We start from the raw sequence: 17,816 nt of genomic DNA, 5'->3' as shown, positions 1-17,816 counted from the left end.
TCATGAATCAGTGTCTGATCCAGAATACGCTTCCCGAACTTTCTGATAAGCCGAGCGAGTCGCTGTGGGTGAGAAACCCTCCGGGACTTTGTCGCGCAAAAAGAACGAGAACGCCAGAATGCCGGCAACCCATTCGTACAGGGCAGGGGGGATGTCCTGGCCCGTGTTGAGGCGCGTCAGGATGTTGACCAGGTCTTCATCCTGATAGATCGGCACACCGTGTTCTTTAGCCAGGGCAACGATGGCATCGGCCATTTCGTCGGTGCCCAGGGCGCTGACGATCGGTGTTTTCTGGCCTTTGTATTCCAGGGCGGCCGCCTTGGTTCCGGTTTTTTGATCGGTCATGTACGAATGTCCACCAGGGGTTTGAATTGGTCGGGTTCGGGGGTCGTCTTTTTGGGCGGCATGCCGTGGCGAGTTTGCAGTGCGCGCTCGCCCAGCCCTTGGGTCCACTGTTCCAGGGTGTCCAGGTGACTGTTGATGATGCCGAGGGTGCCCTGGTCCTGCGACCAGAAGATCACGTCGGTGTGGTCGGGTGTCCAGTGCAAGTCAGCGCACAATGGGGCCAGCGGTGTGAGTTCAAAGAACAGGCGAAACCGGAAGGGGTGCTTTTGCGCTGCGGCCGCCTCAGTATCGTCGCTGTCGGGTTTCTCCTGCCACCATTCCATATTTAGCCAGTGATTTGGCCCCAGCCAGAGCAGCGGAATGCTCAGCTGCTGAACCGGCGGTGCATCGGGGTTGGCCAGGCTGCCCAGGGCCTGCTGAATAGCATTGTTCTGGGTCTTGCCTTGCATGCTCTCCAGCAATGTTCTCAGTTGCAACAGTGGCTGCAGGTCATCCTGTTTGATTGGGGCTGACCCGGCCTGGTTTTGTACGGTGACGCCAGGCGCGTAACCGGGCGACGGTGTATTCAACAGACGCTGGGCCTGTTGCGCCAGAGCCTGTTGCAAGCTTGCCGGGTGCTGCTGAATGCGGCTATCGAGTACCGCCAGCCATTGAGATAACCGGACTTCCAGCGGGACGGGCTGGCGTTGTTCGCCGCTGGCCTGCCCGGGCGCGCCAGCCGGGCCGGGTAACGTGCTGAATCGGGTCGTCGACAGCAGCGGATCAGCGGGCGTGGCGGTTGGGTTCAGGCTCACGGGCGTGGTTCCCGACTGTCCCGGTGGCACCGTTGTTGAGGCGCTTTGAGGTGCTTTGAGGGGAGTGCCTAGTGCGGTCGGAGCAGCCGCTCCAGTGGCACCGGAATTCAGTACAGTCATCGCCGACTGCAAGGTTGGCGGTGATATCGGCCTGGTTACCAGGGCCGCGGGTATCAGGTTTACTTGATGCGAACCCGGTTGGGCCGGCTGCGGCGTTGGCATTCCAGGGTGAGTCGCCGCGGGTCGATGAGCCTGACCGCTTCCGACTGGCAGCACCAGGGCCGTTCCGGCTGGCAATGACGGCGCTCCGGCCGGAAGTGGAATCAGCATGACCGTTGCGCCGGGGTGGGGTACGGGCCTCATAAGCCCTGAAGCTGCGGCAATAGGACTGGTACTTACCCCAGGAACCAAGGCACTGGCAAGCAGTAAGGGTGCTATTGGCTGAGCGCCCATGGTGGTCGTAACAGAACCGGGCAGTGGCGATGGCTGGCCAGTCACGGCGTTCGTCACCGTCGGTGACTGAGCGGGTAACAGAGGTGTCGAGGATAGGCTGGTAACGGGCGGTTGCAACCGGGCCAGTGGGCTGAATGCTTGCATCCACTGCGCGATGGATTGGGCTGAGAGTGCTGGTTTCTGGCTGAGCCATTGCACCATAGCCTGCAACTCCGGGGCGCCACCGGCCAGGGTTTGCAAGGCTGTGACCGAGGGTGGGGCTGGCATCTGCGTGGTATGGGCTCGTGGTAGCGAATGCGCCTGCCAGAATTGCAGGGAAGCTTGCATCATGCGGTTCAGTTGCGCGGCATCAACCTGGGGGAGGACCCTCAACTGATTCTCTGGTGTTGCCTCCACCATCAATACCGTACCCGGCGGGATAGCGCGCTCACTCTGCACGCGCACCCACTGCTGATTGAGGGATAACACCAGATCGTAGAGCGGTTTGTCACGACTGCCCATCACCGTTTGTTCCACGACAACAGCAAGCGCGGGCAGGGAAGGCCGAAGTGCTTCTATGCCGTCGGCCGGAACGCGAATCACAGGCTCACTGCCACGATCCAGTGTTCGCGGTGTCAGTGTGCTGTCTGTAGGACGCTTTATCGCGTCACTGCGATCTATGCCAGCCATTTACAGGTCCGTGCATTCAAGGAAATTTAACCATACCCCGGTCGCCGGGAAATACCAGTCAGGCGCCAGGTGTTTGCGGGGTTGACCGGTGCCTTTAGTCCGTGCAGGCAACCGGGCAGGCCTGCACTCGCTAAGGTGGCCAACACCCAATTCAACCACAATGGTTAACGGCTCAGCGGCCACAGACTGTAGCGCCGAAACCACCGAATACCGGTCAGACTTTCGTATTCCGGGGCCCGACTGGGTATAATCCCGCGACCTTTTTTCAGAGACAGACCATGGCCCAAGTGTTGTCCGCAGTTGGACTGGATTGCGAGCGCGATGACCGGCACCTTTTCAGGGATTTGTCGTTTGACGTATCAGGCGGTGAAATCCTGCATCTGACGGGTCCGAACGGGTCCGGAAAGACGACCCTGCTGCGACGCCTGGTAGGCATCAGTTCGGTGGTTGAAGGAGTCGTTACCTGGTTCCCGAATTCCCCGGAAAGTACCGGCGAACCCTGTGAAAAGATTTGGTATATCGCCCATAGGCCAGCGGTGACGTTGTTACAATCGCCGCTCGAAAATATGGCTTATGCGCTGGCGTTGCATGGTATTCGTGTCGCGGAGTCGGTCGTCTGGGATGCGCTGGACACAGTGGGCTTGCGGGGGTTTGAAGATGTACCCAGTCATCAGTTATCGGCCGGGCAACAGCGACGAGTGGCCCTGGCCCGGCTCTATTTGCCACTGGAACCGGATCGGGTGCGCGCCTGGGTGTTGGATGAACCTCTGACGGCACTCGACGTGGAGGCTACCGAACGCCTTAAAGCCCGTATCATAGAATTCGCCCGGGCAGGGGGCAGTGTCATTATGACCAGCCACCACGGTCTTGACAGTGAAACCGTGAGAACACTGGCGCTGGGAGGCGGGTCATGACGCTTCTGCCCCTGCTCAGCTCCGTGTTCCGTCGTGAAATGCAGTTGGCTTATCGGCGGCGTTCAGACCTGGCCAACCCATTGTTGTTTTTCCTGATTGTTGTTGTGTTGTTCCCACTGGGCGTAACACCGGATATGGCCAAACTGGCCGAGATGGCCCCCGGAGTGTTGTGGGTCGGTGCATTGCTGGCCAATTTATTGTCACTCGATCTGTTGTTTCGAAGTGACTATGAAGACGGCTCGTTGGAGCAGATGCTCCTGGCCGCACTGCCACCGACGTCTCTTGTTGTGTGCAAGGTTGGGGTGCACTGGCTGGTGACCGGGCTGCCGCTCACTGTTATGGCACCGTTATTATCGGTGATGCTGGGGCTGCCCGGTAGTGCATTGCCGCTGTTGATGCTGACTCTGGCGCTCGGAACGCTCAGTCTGAGTCTGATAGGCGGCATTGGCGCTGCACTGACGGTGGGTTTGCAAAAAGGCGGCTTATTATTGACCCTACTCATTATGCCGTTGTTTGTGCCGGTTATTATCTTTGGAACGGGCGCAGTTCAGGCTCAGGTGGCGGGTCTGCCCTGGCTGGCACAATTGGCGATGCTGGCGGCCATGACCACCGGGTCGCTGGCGCTGGCGCCCCTGCTGACCGTTGCCGCCCTGCGCATTGCGGTGGGCGATTGAATTCGAACAGGCCGTCCGGATGGACCGGACGGTGGGAGTATCTCTAGCATGTGGCAAGCCTTTGTCCGGTGGTTTCACAAATGGTCGTCGCCGAAGTGGTTTTACACCATGAGCCAACCCTGGAGTTTCTGGCTTGGCTGGGCGGCGACGCTGATCATTGCCACGGCGCTGGTCTGGGGCCTGCTGTTCGCACCGGTTGAGCGACTGCAGGGCAACAGTTACCGGATCATTTTTATCCATGTTCCGTCGGCGTTTCTGTCGCAAGCGATCTACGCCGCCATTGCGGTTTTGGGCCTTGTGGGTCTGGTTTGGAAAATGAAACTGGCGTTTTTCGTTGCCAAACAGTGCATTCCTGTTGGTGCCAGTATGGCCCTGCTGGCGCTGGTGACGGGTGCCATCTGGGGCAAGCCAACCTGGGGAACCTGGTGGGAATGGGATGCCCGGCTGACCTCGATGCTTGTGCTGCTTTTACTCTATTTGGGTCTTTGGGCACTGCACAACGCCATGGAACGTCCGGAGAGTGGTGATCGTGCCGCTGCAATTCTGGCCCTGGTTGGAGTGGTCAATTTACCCATTATTAAGTTTTCGGTCGAATGGTGGAACACGCTGCATCAGCCGGCCACCCTGAAATTCACGGAAGCGCCGCCCATGCACACCAGTATGCTGATCCCTTTTTTGATGGCCATACTGGGGTTTTATCTGGCCAGCATGGCTTGGGTACTGATGCGTACCCGGCTCGAAATCCTGCAACGTGAACGCAAGTCACGCTGGGTTGAAGATGAGCTAAACCGATTTTCAGAGGGCCAATAATGGGTGCTTTTGAGTCTTTTTCGGCCTTTCTGGCCATGGGTGACCACGGTGTCTATGTCTGGTCTGCCTATGCCGTGGGTGCAGCGGTGATCGCGTTCAACGTGGTCGCACCGCGTTTGCATCGCCAACGACTGATTTCCGATCACAAGCGCCGGATGCGGCGGGAGCAACGATGAATCCAAAACGTAAACAACGATTGATGCTGATTTTGCTCGGGACCGGTGGCGTTGGGGTCACTGTATTGCTGGTGTTGTTTGCTCTGGGACAAAACATGAATTTCTTCTATTCACCATCGGACATCGCTCGCGGTGAAGCGCCGCTGGATCGTCAGATCCGGGCCGGAGGCATGGTGCGCGAAGGGTCAGTCACGCGTGAAGATGAAACCTTGAAAGTGCAGTTTGTGGTGACTGATTTCGCCGCCGACGTCACCGTCGAATACGACGGCATTTTACCCGACCTGTTTCGCGAAGGTGATGGTGTTGTCGCTATCGGCCAGTTGAACAGTGCCGGTATCGTCGTTGCCAGTGAAGTGCTGGCCAAGCACGATGAAACCTACATGCCGGTGGAAATTACCGATGCGCTGGAGCGAGCAGAGCAGGCCTCCAACAATACCGGTGCTGACGCCTCTGGCGCCAATGCCACCAGCAGCTACGGTTACTGAGGAGTATTATGTTACCGGAATTTGGACAATTTTCCCTGATCCTGGCGTTTCTGATGGCCCTGGGTCTGGCCATTATGCCCTTGTACGGTGTCGTTGCCGGGCATCCGGGCTATCAGCGCACAGCCCCCGCCTGGACATGGGGGTTGTTCGTGTTTCTGTGTGTTGGCTTTGGTTTGCTCGTTGCCAGCTTCGTGAACGATGATTTTTCCGTTCGGATTGTTTCCGAAAACTCGAACACGCGACTGCCCTGGTTCTACAAGATTTCCGCCACCTGGGGTAACCACGAAGGCTCCATGCTGTTGTGGATACTGATGCTGGCAGGGTGGGCCGTTGCGGTCAGTCTGTTTGCTCGCAGTCTGTCACTCGAATTGAAGAGCGCGGTGTTGGGTGTCATGGGCATCATCGCCGTTGCCTTTTTATTGTTTTTACTGGAAACCTCCAATCCGTTTGACCGATTGTTACCGATTCCGCCGGGTGACGGTGCTGACCTGAACCCGCTGCTGCAGGACATTGGGCTGATTCTGCATCCACCGACACTCTACATGGGGTATGTCGGCTTTTCGGTCGCTTTTGCGTTTGCCATCGCGGCGCTGATTACCGGTCGCTTTGATGCCGGCTGGGTGCGCTGGTCCCGCCCCTGGACTAATGTCGCCTGGGCGTTTCTGACCGTCGGCATTGCACTTGGCAGCTGGTGGGCCTATTACGAGCTCGGTTGGGGCGGCTGGTGGTTCTGGGACCCGGTCGAAAACGCGTCTTTTATGCCATGGCTTGTAGGTACCGCGCTGATTCATTCCCAGGCGGTGACTGAAAAACGCAATCTGTTCAAGTCCTGGACACTGTTGCTGGCCATTATGGCGTTCTCCTTCAGTTTGCTGGGTACCTTTCTGGTGCGTAGTGGTGTTCTGACCAGCGTGCATTCCTTTGCCACGGACCCGGAACGCGGCGTCTTTATTCTGGCCATTCTTCTGGTGACCGTTGGGGGTTCTTTGCTGCTGTATGCCGTGCGCGCCTCTCAAATACGCGTTGCCGGTGAATACCGCTTGTTGTCGCGGGAAACGTTCCTGCAGTTCAATAACATCATTCTGGTTGTTATTACCTTTATGGTGTTGCTGGGAACCTTGTTTCCACTGGTATTTGATGCGTTGAACCTGCGCAAAATATCCGTCGGAGCCCCTTATTTTAACGCCATGTTCAATTTCTTTATGGTGTTTCTGCTGTCATTGGTGGCCGTGGGGCAGCTGTTGCGCTGGAAGCGACACCCGGGCCAGGACCTTTCCACCTTATTGAAAGTCGGTATTCCGCTGGCCGTTGTAGCCGGCCTGGTGCTGCCATTGCTGGTTGCTGGCCGCTTTCACTGGCAAGTCTGGTTGGGCCTGTCGCTGGCGTTCTGGTTGTTGGCTGGTCTGGTTCGGTTGCTGCTTGACCGGACCCGCAATGCGAGCAACCCCTGGCGTGCTCTGGCGCGAGCTGGTGGTGGATTCTGGGGAATGTGGCTGGCGCACCTGGGGTTGGTTTTTGCCGTGATTGGCGTGGTGCTGGTGTCGAATTACGAAGTGACGCGTGATTACCGCATGGGTCCGGGAGACCGGGTAACCATGGGCAACTATGATTTTGAGTTTGCAGGCACCGACGTCATCAGTGGTTCAAATTTCAGGGGGGATCAGGGTCGTCTGGCGGTGCTGAAGAATGATCGTCAGGTGGCTATTCTCACGCCCGAAAAGCGGTTTTATACCGTCCAGTCCAACACCATGACTGAAGCGGGTATTGATGCGGGCTTGTTCCGCGATCTCTACGCCTCCTTGGCTGAGCCGCTGGATGACAGCCGCCAGGTCTGGTCATTGCGGTTGCAGGTAAAACCTTTTATCCGCTGGATCTGGCTCGGGGCGCTGTTGATGGCATTGGGCGGTGTAGTGGCGGTACTGGATAGGCGCTACCGGAGAAAGTCGGGGGTGACGTTGTGAGTAAGCGACTGGTTTTCTTTCTGCCATTTATCGCCATCGCTGTGATGATGAGCCTGTTCGGTTTTGCCCTGTTAACCGGGGTTAACCCCCAGGAAATGGACTCAGCACTGGAAGGCCGGGAAATGCCTGCGTTTCGCCTCACCGATGTCAATGACAGCCAGCGAACGCTGACTGAAGAGAACCTCGACGGTGACCCCTACCTGATGAATTTCTGGGCGACCTGGTGTCCGTCGTGCAAGTTCGAACACCCCTACCTTAATAGCCTGGCGAGTGAGGGCGTGCGCATCATCGGTGTTAATTACAAAGATGACCGTGACCTGGCGGTCACCTGGTTGCGCGACTACGCCAACCCCTATGACATTGACGTCTTTGATCCCAACGGTGACCTCGGGTTCGAGCTGGGTGTGACCGGAGCGCCGGAAACCTTTTTCGTCGACTCCTCGGGCATCATTCGTCACCGGTTTCAGGGCCCGATTGATTCGGCGTTGTGGGAGAACAAGTTAAAGGCGGTATACGATGCGATGGAGTAACCGATTGCTTGTGGCGGGCTTGCTGATGATGTCGCTGTTTGCCGTTGCCGAGCAAGAAACTCTGATATTTGATAACGACACACTGCGTGAGCGGTATCTGGATCTCACCCAGCAACTGCGTTGTCCGAAATGCGAAAACCAGAACATCGCGGGCTCCAACTCGCCCATTGCCGACGATATGCGTAATAAGACCTATGAGCTACTGCACCTGGGCTACAGCGATGAACAGGTGGTTAGCTATATGATCGATCGCTATACCGAATTTGTGATCTACCAGCCACGACTCGACTGGGGCACCGTCTGGCTCTGGCTTGGGCCTGTATTGGCCCTGTTGCTCGGTGCAGGCACGGTGACCTGGCTGGCCAGGCGTTCCGGAAGCGAGCCGCCGGATGAACTCAGTGCCGATGAGCGAACCCGTCTACAGACACTGCTGGAAAAGGATTCTTAACCTTTATGGCCATTTTTATATTTGGTGCACTGTTGCTGGTGGCGTTGATGTTTGTTGCAACGCTGGCACGGCGACGGGGTAATGCCTCAGAGCGTGACTCGGTTGCCGAGTCCATCCAGATTCACAAAAGCCGCTTACAGGCGCTTGATGAAGAGCATCAGCGCGGGGATCTGGAAGACACCGACTACCAACAGTTCAAGGAAGAAACCGAGCGCGCCTTGCTCGAAGATACGCGCAAAGCCGGTGATACCGATCCCGGGCGAGCAGTGCCGCTGTTTGTTGTGGTTGCCACCGGCGTCGTTATGTCTGGTGCGGCCTGGGGGCTCTATGGGTTTTGGGGCGCGTCGGATGCAGTCGAGGTGCGCAATAATTTCATCGCACTGGCGTCTGATCCGGACCCGACCGAAGCCGATCTTATGGAAACGCTTGATGGTTACGAAGCTTTGCTTCAGGAACACCCCGACGATATGGAAGGCTGGTTCCGGCTGGCCAACATGCAAATGGAGCTGGGTCAGTTCAGTCGGGCACAGCCAACGCTTGAACGCGTGCTGACGTTGCTGCGTGAAGGACCGCGCAATGCGGAAGACGAATCGATGATTCTGGCCTATCTGGGCCAGACCCTGTGGGCGCAAGAGCAAGCTGAGCCCGCACTGGAGCGGTTTCAGGAGGCACTTGAATACAATGCTCAGAACACCCTGGCACTCGGCTTTGCCGGTCGCCTGACGTTTGAACTCCAATCCTATCGCTCTTCCATTGATTATTGGACGCGCCTGAAACGATTGGCAGGCGATACCGCGGACACTCGGCTGATTGATGAGTTCATCGGCCGGTCCCGGGTTGCACTGTCGGAGCAGGGGATCGACTATGAGGCCGATCTGGGTCCCAGCATTGACGTCAGGCTGGCGCTGCCAACGGCCTGGGAAGGATTGCCGGAAACCGCTGTTTTGTTTGTCTATGCTCGCCCGGATGGCAGTCGAATGCCCCTGGCTGTCAGGCGTGTGCCGGTGTCTTCCCGTGACATGAGGGTCGTGTTGACCGACGCAGACGCTATGGGCGGGATGGGCGGTCTCAGTGGCCAGGGCGAGGTGGTCATTTCCGCCCGGGTGTCATTTCAGGGGGTTGCCGAACCTGCGGCAGGTGACTGGGAAGCAGAAGACGTGATACTTGATCTTACCGAGCAGAGTGACTTCCAGGTTGATCTGGAGGTTCGTCAACCCTAATAGCGGGACCTTGGTCCGGTTCCGGCTTGACTGGCGTCTCATTTTTGGCAGGAAATCTAAGTCCTTGATCTGACACTAAAAAACGACGGCGGGTGACGGTTTCAACCAGCCGCGATTGACGCTAGAATCGAATGCATTGATTCGATTGTGGGGCCTGGCATGATGCCGGGCCCGCTAGCCCTGGACAGACATCGCCCTATGCGATTGAAAAGTATTAAAATGGCCGGGTTCAAATCCTTTGTTGATCCGACCACCATTCCGTTCCCGACGAATCTGTCGGCGATTGTTGGGCCGAACGGCTGTGGCAAATCCAATACCATCGATGCGGTGCGCTGGGTGATGGGGGAGTCGTCCGCCAAGCACTTGCGTGGCGAATCGATGACCGACGTCATTTTCAACGGCAGTAACGCCCGGAAACCCGTTGGCCAGTGCTCAGTCGAACTCGTGTTCGATAATTCAGATCATTCCCTGAAAGGCGAGTACGCGGCCTTCAATGAAATTTCGATTCGCCGCCGGGTTACCCGGGATGGCCAGTCCACCTATTTCCTGAACGGTACCAAGTGCCGTCGCAAGGACGTCACCGACCTGTTCCTGGGCACCGGTTTGGGCGCGCGCAGTTATGCCATCATCGAACAGGGCATGATTTCACGCCTGATCGAGGCCAAGCCGGAAGACCTGCGCAATACCATCGAAGAAGCAGCAGGCATTTCGCGCTACAAAGAGCGTCGCCGCGAAACCGAAAACCGGATGCGTCGCACCCGCGAAAACCTCGAACGTCTCACCGATATTCGTGAAGAGCTGGAACGTCAGTTGCAGCACTTGCACCGCCAGGCGCAGTCAGCCGAGAAATACAAAGAATTCAAGCAAGAAGAACGAACCACCCGCGCTCAACTGTCTGCCTTGCGCTGGCAAGGGCTTGACCGGGAAGTGTCTGAACAGGACATGCGCATTGCCGAGTTTGAAACCCGGTATGAAAGCTTCGTTACTGAACAGCGCCGTATTGATGCCGACATAGAAGCGTTGCGTGAGGCTCACCATGCCGCAACAGAGGCCTTTAATGACGTTCAGGCCCAGTATTACCAGCTTGGCAACGAAGTGGCGCGGTTTGAACAGACCATGCAGCATCGCCAGGAACAAAGCCACCAACTGGTGCAGGATATTCAGGACGCCGAGCGTACCCTTCAGGAAGCTACTCAGGCGAGCCAGTCCGACAGCGACCGGGTAGAGGAAGCCCGGGAACTGCTGGAAATGCTGGCTCCGGAGCTTGAAGCCGCCGAAGAACAGGTAGCGCTCGCGGCCGATGAACTGGCTGATCTCGAGCAGCGCCAGCAAGACTGGCAGAGCCGCTGGGACCAGTTTAATCAGAACGCTCAGGGCCCGAAACGCCAGGCAGAGGTTGCTCAGTCTCGCATTCAGCATCTGGAACGCGTCATCGAGCAGTTGCACCGTCGTCAGGAAACTTTATATCGGGAGCGCGACCAACTCGCAGCCGACCCTGACGCCGAGAACCTTGAAGCACTGATCGATCAGACGGACGAGCTGGAAATGCGCGCCGAGCAATTCCAGACGCGTGTGGATGAACTGGCAGAGCAGCAGCAGCGAAGCCGCGAGCAAGCTGAAACCAAGCGACGTGAACACGACAGCGTGCGTCAGCAACTGCAGCAGAAGCAGGGCAGGCAGGCAACATTGCAGGCCCTGATTAAAGCGGCCATGGGCGATGAAGCCCAGGGCGTGCGCGACTGGCTGGCCAGTCACCAACTGCGCGAGGCGCGCCGGCTGGCGCAAGAATTGAGTGTTGAGCCGGGTTGGGAAGCGGCGGTCGAAGCCGTATTGGGCGACCGCCTCCAGGCCATTGCCATTGATTCTCTGGATTCAGTCAGCGGTGCGATCAGCCGTTTTCAGGACGGCACACTGACTCTGTTGTCGACCGAGCGTGCCCGCGACGGAGCCGATACCAGCCAGTCACTGTTGGGCAAGGTTCAATGCGATCGTGATCTGTCTCCCTGGCTGTCGTCCGTGTACACGGCTACCAGTCTTGACGATGCGTTGGCACGACGTGACAGCCTGGCCCCACATGAAAGCCTGATTACACCGGATGGCGTTTGGATCAGCCATAACTGGCTGCGTATCCAGCGCGGAGAGGGCGGTTCAGACGGGTTACTCAGCCAGCAGCAGGAGCTGGAAACGCTGGTCGACGAGCTCGATGAACTGGAGGCCGTCGAGGAAGATCTCGACGTCAGCCTGAACATGGCGCTGATGCAACAAAAATCCATCGAAGAAGAGCGCGAGCAGGTGCAGCGCGATAACCAGCAATTGTCGAGGCAACTGGCTGATGCCAAGTCTGAACTGAGCGGTCGCCGTGTTCAGGCCGAACAAATGCGTGAGCGACGGGCGCGCCTGAATGAAGACATTCAGGAAGTTGAAACCCAGATGGCCGCTGAACGTGAATCGCTGGCCATGGACCGGGAGGAACTTCAGCAGTCGCTGGATTCCATGGAAGAAGATGTGGATGAGCGTGAAGCCTTGATGGCCGAGCGTGAAGAACACCGAATCACGCTTGACGAAAAACGCGACGCCGTGCGTCAGGCCCGCGACGCTCAACATCAAATGCAACTGAAGCAGCAGACCTTGCAGACAGAAGTGAGCTCGCTGACTGGTGCACTGGAGCGCGCCGGCCAGCAGAAAGAGCGGGCTCAGGAACGGCTGGAGCGCCTGAAATCGCAGAAGGACGATCGCCAGGACCCGCTGGATGATTTGCGCGAGACACTAGAGATCAAACTCGAAGCGCGACTCGAGCTGGAAGAGTCGCTGCAGGAAAAACGCACCGCCATGGAGAGCTCAGACGCTGAAATGCGCTCATTGGAGCAGCAGCGTGTCGTTGCCGACCAGCAGGCCATGTCGGTTCGTACCGAGCTTGAACAGCACAAGATGGCGGCCCAGACTCAGATTACCCGGCGTGCCACGTTGGCCGAGCAACTGGCTGAACAACAGTTTGATCTCGATACGGTGATCGCCAATCTGCCTGAAGAGGCCAATGAAGCCCAGTGGGAAGAGGCGCTTGAGCGACTGGCCGCGAAAATTCAGCGGCTGGGGCCGATCAACCTGGCTGCGATTGAAGAGTATCAGACGCAAAGTGAGCGTAAACGTTACCTCGATGAGCAGGATCAGGACTTGCAGCGAGCGCTGGAGACACTGGAGAATGCCATTCGCAAGATTGATCGTGAAACCCGAACCCGATTCAAGGAAACCTTCGATCGGGTGAACCAGGGGTTGCAGGAGCTGTTTCCCAAGGTCTTCGGCGGTGGCCATGCGTATCTTGAGCTGACCGGTGACGACCTGCTCGATACTGGCGTGGCGATTATGGCCAGGCCACCGGGTAAACGGAACAGCACCATTCATTTGTTGTCCGGGGGCGAAAAGGCACTGACCGCCATTGCCCTGGTGTTCAGTATTTTCCGGCTGAATCCGGCGCCATTCTGTATGCTGGATGAGGTCGACGCGCCGTTGGATGACGCCAACGTCGGACGCTACGCAAAATTGGTGGAGGCTATGGCCGAACACGTGCAGTTTATCTACATCACGCACAATAAGATTGCGATGGAAATGGCACACCAGCTGATGGGTGTGACCATGAACGAGCCGGGCGTGTCGCGTCTGGTATCTGTGAACGTTGAGGAGGCTGCCGAACTGGCAGCCATGTAACGGGGACCGGCGAATGGAATTGCGTGACGTACTGATCATACTGGGCATCGTGCTGATTGCCGTGATCGTTTGGGACGGCGTGCGCCGCATGAAGCTGCGCAAGCCCAAGCCTCGCCGCTCGGTGACGGATCTGGGTCCAGACCCGGAAGAAGAGAAGAAAAAAGCCGAGCTTGCCCGTGAACTGCCCAATGGCGGCGCCCGGATACGCGACATGACCGAGGAGGAGCGCGACGTCATCAGTTCAAAACTGAACTTGCGCGAACGCGTGCCCATGTTGATGGATTCGGTGGATGCCGAGCCCGAATCTGACCGGAGTGCCCCGGCGCCGTTCAATGACCGGGCAGAACAGCAGGCTCTGGATTTTGATCGTGAGCCCGAATTCAAAGAAGATCCGAAAGAACCGACCGGAGCAGCATCAGTAACACCGGATCGCCAGAGTGAGCACCCGTCACTCTCAGCGAAAGACGAGGCGGAGCACTGGAACAACGATTGGCACTTTAGCGCCGTCGATGAGGATGAAAGCCGGGGTGGCTCCGTGCCGGAAATGCATGGCGATGAAACGGAAGAGCGAGCCAGCGAGCCATCGATTGATGCGCAAGACCCTGACCGCCACGGGCAAGAGGATGAGGATTCCCGGGATGACGTCGACGACGTTGACGCACCGGATCCGGGGCTTGCCGAACCGCAGCCACAGCCGGTCAATGAGCCGACAGACTCTGCCGTACAGAACGCGGAACCGGAATACAAAGAAGACACTCGACCCGTTGAAGAACTGGTCATTATGCATGTTATGGCGCGTGACAAGGGTGAAATCGCCGGGGGCGATTTGTTGGAACTGTTGCTGCGCGCCGGCCTGCGTTTCGGTCCGCTGGATATTTTCCATTACCGCAATCCGCAGGGGCAGATGGAGTTCAGTCTGGCTAACTGCGTTCAACCCGGCACGTTAAACCCGGACGCTATGGACCAGATGGCGACACCCGGTGTTACGATTTTTATGCAATTGCCGCTTCATGCCGACATGATGACGTCGTTCGATCATATGTACGAGATGGCGGTTTACCTTAGCAAGAACCTGGATGCGGATCTGCTGGATGAAGAGCACAGCACGGTCACGCCGCAGCGGGTCGAACATTATCGCGAGCGCTTGCGTAACTTTGCTCGCTCACAACTGATTCAGGCACACGAATGATCAGAACTACCGGATGACCGATTTACAACAAACCGACCCGAACCGTAATGACCACGACGACCTGGTGACGCGTATACGGCAGCTGGATTACGAGTATTACGTACTCAACGAGTCCAGCTTACCGGATGCGGAGTATGACCGACTGATGCAGAAGCTGATCTCGATTGAAGCTGCGCATCCGGAGTGGGTCCGAGACGACTCCCCTACACAACGTGTTGGTGGGCAGCCCCAGGCGGGTTTTACCCAGGTGCAGCACGAAGTGCCCATGCTGTCGCTCGACAATGCTTTCAGTGACGAGGATCTGGCGGCCTTTTATAAACGCCTGCAAGACCGGATGAACACGACCGACGCGCTGGAACTGGCGTGTGAGCCGAAGCTGGATGGCATTGCCATCAGCTTGTTGTACGAAGACGGCCGGCTGGTGCGTGGTGCAACCCGGGGGGATGGCACCACCGGTGAAGACATCACCGCGAACGTGCGCACCATTCGCAGTATTCCGTTGAGTTTGCGTGGCGATGGCTGGCCCAAAGTGCTGGAAGTGCGTGGTGAAATATACATGCCCCGCCAAGGCTTTGAACGAATGAATGCCCAGGCGTTGGAGCAGGGCGAGAAGGTCTTCGTTAACCCGCGTAACGCCGCCTCCGGAAGTTTGCGACAGCTTGACCCGCAATTGACGGCAAAGCGGCCACTGGAGATGTGTTGCTATTCGGTTGGCCGGGTCGAGGGCGGGAGCTTGCCTGAGACACATTATGACACCCTGAACGCGCTCGCCGGCTGGGGGTTGAAGATAAACGACGAGAGTCGGGTCGTGACCGGGCTCGACGACATGCTGGCGTATTACCAGCGTATGCTCGGGCGTCGGGACGACCTGACTTATGAAATTGACGGCATCGTCTATAAGATCAACCGGTTTCAATTGCAGCAGCGTCTGGGCTTTGTCTCGCGCGCGCCGCGCTGGGCCATTGCCCGCAAATTTCCGGCGCAGGAAGAGATGACGCGGCTGCTTGATGTCGAGTTTCAGGTAGGTCGTACTGGCGCGCTGACCCCGGTCGCCCGACTGGAGCCCGTTTTTGTCGGTGGGGTGACGGTCAGCAATGCCACCTTGCACAACATGGACGAGGTCGAGCGAATCGGTGTTCACATAGGCGATACCGTCATCGTGCGTCGGGCCGGGGATGTGATTCCGCAAGTGGTTCGCGTTGTGGACGATCAGCGCCCAGTCGATGCCAAAGCGGTTGAGTTGCCTGCCGCCTGCCCGGTTTGTGGCTCTGCGGTAGAGCGCGTGGAAGGTGAGGCGGTGTCACGCTGCACCGGTGGCATTCATTGCGACGCGCAACGGCGTGAAGCGCTCAAGCATTTTGTGTCGCGCCGGGCGCTGGACATTGAAGGGCTGGGTGAGAAGCTGATCGATACCTTGCTCGAAAAAGGGCTCTTACACACACCCGGCGATTTGTTTGAATTGACCGCAGACCAGTTGGTTGAGCTCGATCGCATGGGCGAAAAATCGGCCAACAATGTGATCAATGCCATCGATGCGGCCAAACAGACGACGTTGCCCCGGTTTCTGTACGCGCTGGGTATACGCGAGGTCGGCGTGACTACGGCGGCCAACCTGGCCCAGCATTTTGGCGGACTGGAAAAACTCTGGAGTGCCACCGAAGAGACATTACTCGAGGTGGATGACGTCGGCCCTAAGGTTGCTGCTCATGTTCGTCACTTTTTTGAGGAACCGAACAATCGTCTGGAGATAGAAAGACTGGTTGGCCTCGGTCTTACCTGGCCCGACCCGGCTCCGGCTTCAGGGTCAATGCCTCTGTCGGGACAGACCTGGGTAGTGACGGGCAAGCTTGAAGCCCTGAGTCGCGACGAAGCCAAAGATTATTTGCAACGCCTGGGCGCTAAAGTGGCGGGCAGTGTGTCAGCCAAAACCAGTCAACTGGTGGCCGGCCCGGGTGCTGGCAGCAAGTTGAAAAAAGCCACCGACCTGGATGTTCCAGTCATGGATGAGGCCGCATTTCTGGATGTACTGAGGGAGCACCGGTTATGGCAATAGGAGCCGGGATAGCCCATTGGTTAAGCCAGCTACCAGGGAGGTGTCGCTGACATGGATCAGGAAACCCTGGTATACGGCGTCATTCGTGACGTCCCCTCCAACGATACGCGCTTTTTATTGAACAGCCGTCTGATCAATTGCGACGTCATCCTGAGCCTGACCGATCTGGACAGTTTTCCCTATCTGACCACCAGCATGTTCTCGATTCCAACAGAGGAGCTGGAGCAGGGCACCTACCAGACTCAGGTCATCCACTTCGCGGCTTCCTATCAGGCGGTGGAATACCACTGGGAGGCCTGGATTGCCAAGTTTGAACAGTTGCTGAAAAAAATGTACTGGGTCTCGGCCACGGTGCACCTTGAAACCGAGCTGTCCGGCAACCATACCTTCCAGTGGGACAGCCCTGGCGCCTACCACGCGCCGAGCGATGACCTGTCGGTTCACTGCGAATGGGAGCATGAAGTGTCGTTTGGACGGGCCAGACCATGATCATACCGCCCGAGCAGCTTGCGCCGGAAACCCTGGATGGCATCGTCCGCGAATGGCTGATGCGCCAGGGAGAAGACTGGGGACTGGTAGAAGGGGGGCTGGACGAGGCTGTGCCACAGGCGCGCGCTCGTGTGCTCGACGGGGATCTGGTGATTCTGTGGAGCGAGACCGAAGAGACCCTGAACATCATGCCCCGCGACGAAGTCCGCCGCAGCGATCAGAAAGAAGCCTGGGAAGACCAGACCGGCAGCGGTACTAACGAGCATGACAGGGATCAATCGGGCGATGCCTGACACTCAGTCACTGACCTGAAACCGCTTATAAGCCGTATCAACACACAGCTCTTCATTCATCACCACCAATTGAATCAGAGGTCGTTCCGATGAATTCCTGGATACTCTACAGCCTGGCGTTAGCCGCCATTGTTATCATCGCCGTACTGGCCGTCATTGCCTGGCGTTTGCAGCGTCAGGTTCGCCAGCAAGCACAAGCGCGCGAGCAAGCCCAGGCCGCTTACGATCAGAAAACCGAGGAACGTCAGGCATTTGTACTGCAAAGCCTGGAAATCATATCAACCAATGTGCTGGAAGAAGATCTGAACCTGACCGAAGCGACGATTCGCTGCAAAATTCTGCTGGATTCACTGGAATTACCGGAAGCGGAGCGCCAGTCGTATCAGGTATTGGATCAGGTATTTGAGCAGGTGCAGGGTTTCGATACCCATCAGTCCCGCAAGGAACTGACGCCCGCAGAGCGTCACAGACAGGATCAGCAACGGGAAAGGATAGAGTCGGAGTTCGAAGCCGCTTTGAAAGCCTGTTTTTCCCGGTTACAACAGATTAACCGGGCGACGCTTCAGTAATTGACTACTCAAGAGTCAGAGGTAATGTTCGCTGCCGTGCCA

At 57.6% G+C, this 17,816-nt stretch carries 17 protein-coding genes; 15 read left to right on the top strand and 2 right to left on the bottom strand.

Features of this window, described 5'->3' with window-relative positions; all coding sequences use genetic code 11:
• Both G565_RS22960 and G565_RS0104455 read right to left on the bottom strand, forming a co-directional pair.
• Positions 1-345 (bottom strand): EscU/YscU/HrcU family type III secretion system export apparatus switch protein, encoded by a 345-nt coding sequence (locus tag G565_RS22960; protein ID WP_037337657.1) that lies wholly within the window; start codon positions 343-345, stop codon positions 1-3.
• The gene (locus G565_RS0104455; protein WP_028669879.1) at positions 342-2,261 is read right to left on the bottom strand and encodes a flagellar hook-length control protein FliK; all 1,920 of its coding nucleotides are present in this window, start codon (positions 2,259-2,261) and stop codon (positions 342-344) included. The genes G565_RS22960 and G565_RS0104455 overlap by 4 nt, the downstream gene beginning before the upstream one ends.
• 278 nt (positions 2,262-2,539) lie before the next feature.
• On the opposite strand from G565_RS0104455, the gene ccmA reads away from it, so the two are divergent.
• The 15 genes from ccmA to G565_RS25785 all read left to right on the top strand — a co-directional run bounded on the left by ccmA (position 2,540) and on the right by G565_RS25785 (position 17,774).
• A complete protein-coding gene (gene ccmA, locus G565_RS0104450) occupies positions 2,540-3,175 on the top strand; it encodes a cytochrome c biogenesis heme-transporting ATPase CcmA (RefSeq protein WP_028669878.1) in 636 nt (211 codons plus the stop codon).
• Positions 3,172-3,849 (top strand): heme exporter protein CcmB, encoded by a 678-nt coding sequence (gene ccmB, locus G565_RS0104445; RefSeq protein WP_028669877.1) that lies wholly within the window; start codon positions 3,172-3,174, stop codon positions 3,847-3,849. Before ccmA ends, ccmB begins: the two co-directional genes overlap by 4 nt.
• Before the next feature lie 108 nt (positions 3,850-3,957).
• Positions 3,958-4,659, top strand: a complete 702-nt coding sequence (gene ccmC / locus G565_RS0104440) for a heme ABC transporter permease CcmC (protein ID WP_425413965.1) — start codon at positions 3,958-3,960, stop codon at positions 4,657-4,659.
• Entirely contained in the window at positions 4,659-4,835 is a 177-nt protein-coding gene (gene ccmD / locus G565_RS0104435) for a heme exporter protein CcmD (protein WP_037337654.1), read from the top strand. The genes ccmC and ccmD overlap by 1 nt, the downstream gene beginning before the upstream one ends.
• A complete protein-coding gene (gene ccmE, locus G565_RS0104430) occupies positions 4,832-5,320 on the top strand; it encodes a cytochrome c maturation protein CcmE (protein WP_028669874.1) in 489 nt (162 codons plus the stop codon). The genes ccmD and ccmE overlap by 4 nt, the downstream gene beginning before the upstream one ends.
• 8 nt (positions 5,321-5,328) lie before the next feature.
• Positions 5,329-7,281 (top strand): heme lyase CcmF/NrfE family subunit, encoded by a 1,953-nt coding sequence (locus G565_RS0104425; RefSeq protein WP_028669873.1) that lies wholly within the window; start codon positions 5,329-5,331, stop codon positions 7,279-7,281.
• Positions 7,278-7,811 (top strand): DsbE family thiol:disulfide interchange protein, encoded by a 534-nt coding sequence (locus G565_RS0104420; RefSeq protein ID WP_028669872.1) that lies wholly within the window; start codon positions 7,278-7,280, stop codon positions 7,809-7,811. Before G565_RS0104425 ends, G565_RS0104420 begins: the two co-directional genes overlap by 4 nt.
• Entirely contained in the window at positions 7,798-8,259 is a 462-nt protein-coding gene (locus G565_RS0104415) for a cytochrome c-type biogenesis protein (protein WP_028669871.1), read from the top strand. Before G565_RS0104420 ends, G565_RS0104415 begins: the two co-directional genes overlap by 14 nt.
• A gap of 5 nt (positions 8,260-8,264) precedes the next feature.
• Entirely contained in the window at positions 8,265-9,479 is a 1,215-nt protein-coding gene (gene ccmI, locus G565_RS0104410) for a c-type cytochrome biogenesis protein CcmI (RefSeq protein ID WP_028669870.1), read from the top strand.
• A 198-nt stretch (positions 9,480-9,677) separates the two neighbouring features.
• Positions 9,678-13,181: a chromosome segregation protein SMC gene (gene smc / locus G565_RS0104405; protein ID WP_028669869.1), complete on the top strand. Its 3,504-nt coding sequence runs from the start codon at positions 9,678-9,680 to the stop codon at positions 13,179-13,181.
• A gap of 13 nt (positions 13,182-13,194) precedes the next feature.
• Positions 13,195-14,370 carry a cell division protein ZipA gene (gene zipA / locus G565_RS25790; protein WP_051207323.1) on the top strand — a complete coding sequence of 392 codons (1,176 nt, stop codon included), beginning with the start codon at positions 13,195-13,197 and terminating at the stop codon, positions 14,368-14,370.
• A gap of 13 nt (positions 14,371-14,383) precedes the next feature.
• Positions 14,384-16,423: an NAD-dependent DNA ligase LigA gene (gene ligA, locus G565_RS0104395; protein ID WP_028669868.1), complete on the top strand. Its 2,040-nt coding sequence runs from the start codon at positions 14,384-14,386 to the stop codon at positions 16,421-16,423.
• Between the two features lie 51 nt (positions 16,424-16,474).
• Positions 16,475-16,912, top strand: coding sequence for a hypothetical protein (locus G565_RS0104390; RefSeq protein WP_028669867.1), 438 nt, complete (start codon positions 16,475-16,477; stop codon positions 16,910-16,912).
• A complete protein-coding gene (locus tag G565_RS22950) occupies positions 16,909-17,205 on the top strand; it encodes a YheU family protein (RefSeq protein WP_051207321.1) in 297 nt (98 codons plus the stop codon). The genes G565_RS0104390 and G565_RS22950 overlap by 4 nt, the downstream gene beginning before the upstream one ends.
• An 89-nt stretch (positions 17,206-17,294) precedes the next feature.
• Positions 17,295-17,774 carry a DUF2489 domain-containing protein gene (locus G565_RS25785; RefSeq protein ID WP_051207319.1) on the top strand — a complete coding sequence of 160 codons (480 nt, stop codon included), beginning with the start codon at positions 17,295-17,297 and terminating at the stop codon, positions 17,772-17,774.
• Positions 17,775-17,816 lie beyond the last annotated feature (42 nt).

The sequence above is a fragment of the Saccharospirillum impatiens DSM 12546 genome (genome assembly GCF_000423605.1).
Classification (GTDB): domain Bacteria; phylum Pseudomonadota; class Gammaproteobacteria; order Pseudomonadales; family Natronospirillaceae; genus Saccharospirillum; species Saccharospirillum impatiens.
Note: the sequence above shows the minus strand (reverse complement) of the source record. Positions and strands in the feature narration are given on the sequence as shown.

Bases quoted from the DNA above. Each gene is read 5' to 3' on its own strand.
- ccmB (WP_028669877.1), top strand. From the start codon at position 3,172: ATGACGCTTCTGCCCCTGCTCAGCTCCGTGTTCCGTCGTGAAATGCAG.
- G565_RS0104425 (WP_028669873.1), top strand. From the start codon at position 5,329: ATGTTACCGGAATTTGGACAATTTTCCCTGATCCTGGCGTTTCTGATG.
- G565_RS22950 (WP_051207321.1), top strand. From the start codon at position 16,909: ATGATCATACCGCCCGAGCAGCTTGCGCCGGAAACCCTGGATGGCATC.
- G565_RS25785 (WP_051207319.1), top strand. From the start codon at position 17,295: ATGAATTCCTGGATACTCTACAGCCTGGCGTTAGCCGCCATTGTTATC.
- G565_RS0104390 (WP_028669867.1), top strand. From the start codon at position 16,475: ATGGATCAGGAAACCCTGGTATACGGCGTCATTCGTGACGTCCCCTCC.
- G565_RS0104415 (WP_028669871.1), top strand. From the start codon at position 7,798: ATGCGATGGAGTAACCGATTGCTTGTGGCGGGCTTGCTGATGATGTCG.
- zipA (WP_051207323.1), top strand. From the start codon at position 13,195: ATGGAATTGCGTGACGTACTGATCATACTGGGCATCGTGCTGATTGCC.
- ccmE (WP_028669874.1), top strand. From the start codon at position 4,832: ATGAATCCAAAACGTAAACAACGATTGATGCTGATTTTGCTCGGGACC.
- G565_RS0104455 (WP_028669879.1), bottom strand. From the start codon at position 2,261: ATGGCTGGCATAGATCGCAGTGACGCGATAAAGCGTCCTACAGACAGC.
- smc (WP_028669869.1), top strand. From the start codon at position 9,678: ATGCGATTGAAAAGTATTAAAATGGCCGGGTTCAAATCCTTTGTTGAT.
- G565_RS22960 (WP_037337657.1), bottom strand. From the start codon at position 345: ATGACCGATCAAAAAACCGGAACCAAGGCGGCCGCCCTGGAATACAAA.
- ligA (WP_028669868.1), top strand. From the start codon at position 14,384: ATGACCGATTTACAACAAACCGACCCGAACCGTAATGACCACGACGAC.
- ccmD (WP_037337654.1), top strand. From the start codon at position 4,659: ATGGGTGCTTTTGAGTCTTTTTCGGCCTTTCTGGCCATGGGTGACCAC.
- ccmA (WP_028669878.1), top strand. From the start codon at position 2,540: ATGGCCCAAGTGTTGTCCGCAGTTGGACTGGATTGCGAGCGCGATGAC.
- ccmI (WP_028669870.1), top strand. From the start codon at position 8,265: ATGGCCATTTTTATATTTGGTGCACTGTTGCTGGTGGCGTTGATGTTT.
- ccmC (WP_425413965.1), top strand. From the start codon at position 3,958: ATGAGCCAACCCTGGAGTTTCTGGCTTGGCTGGGCGGCGACGCTGATC.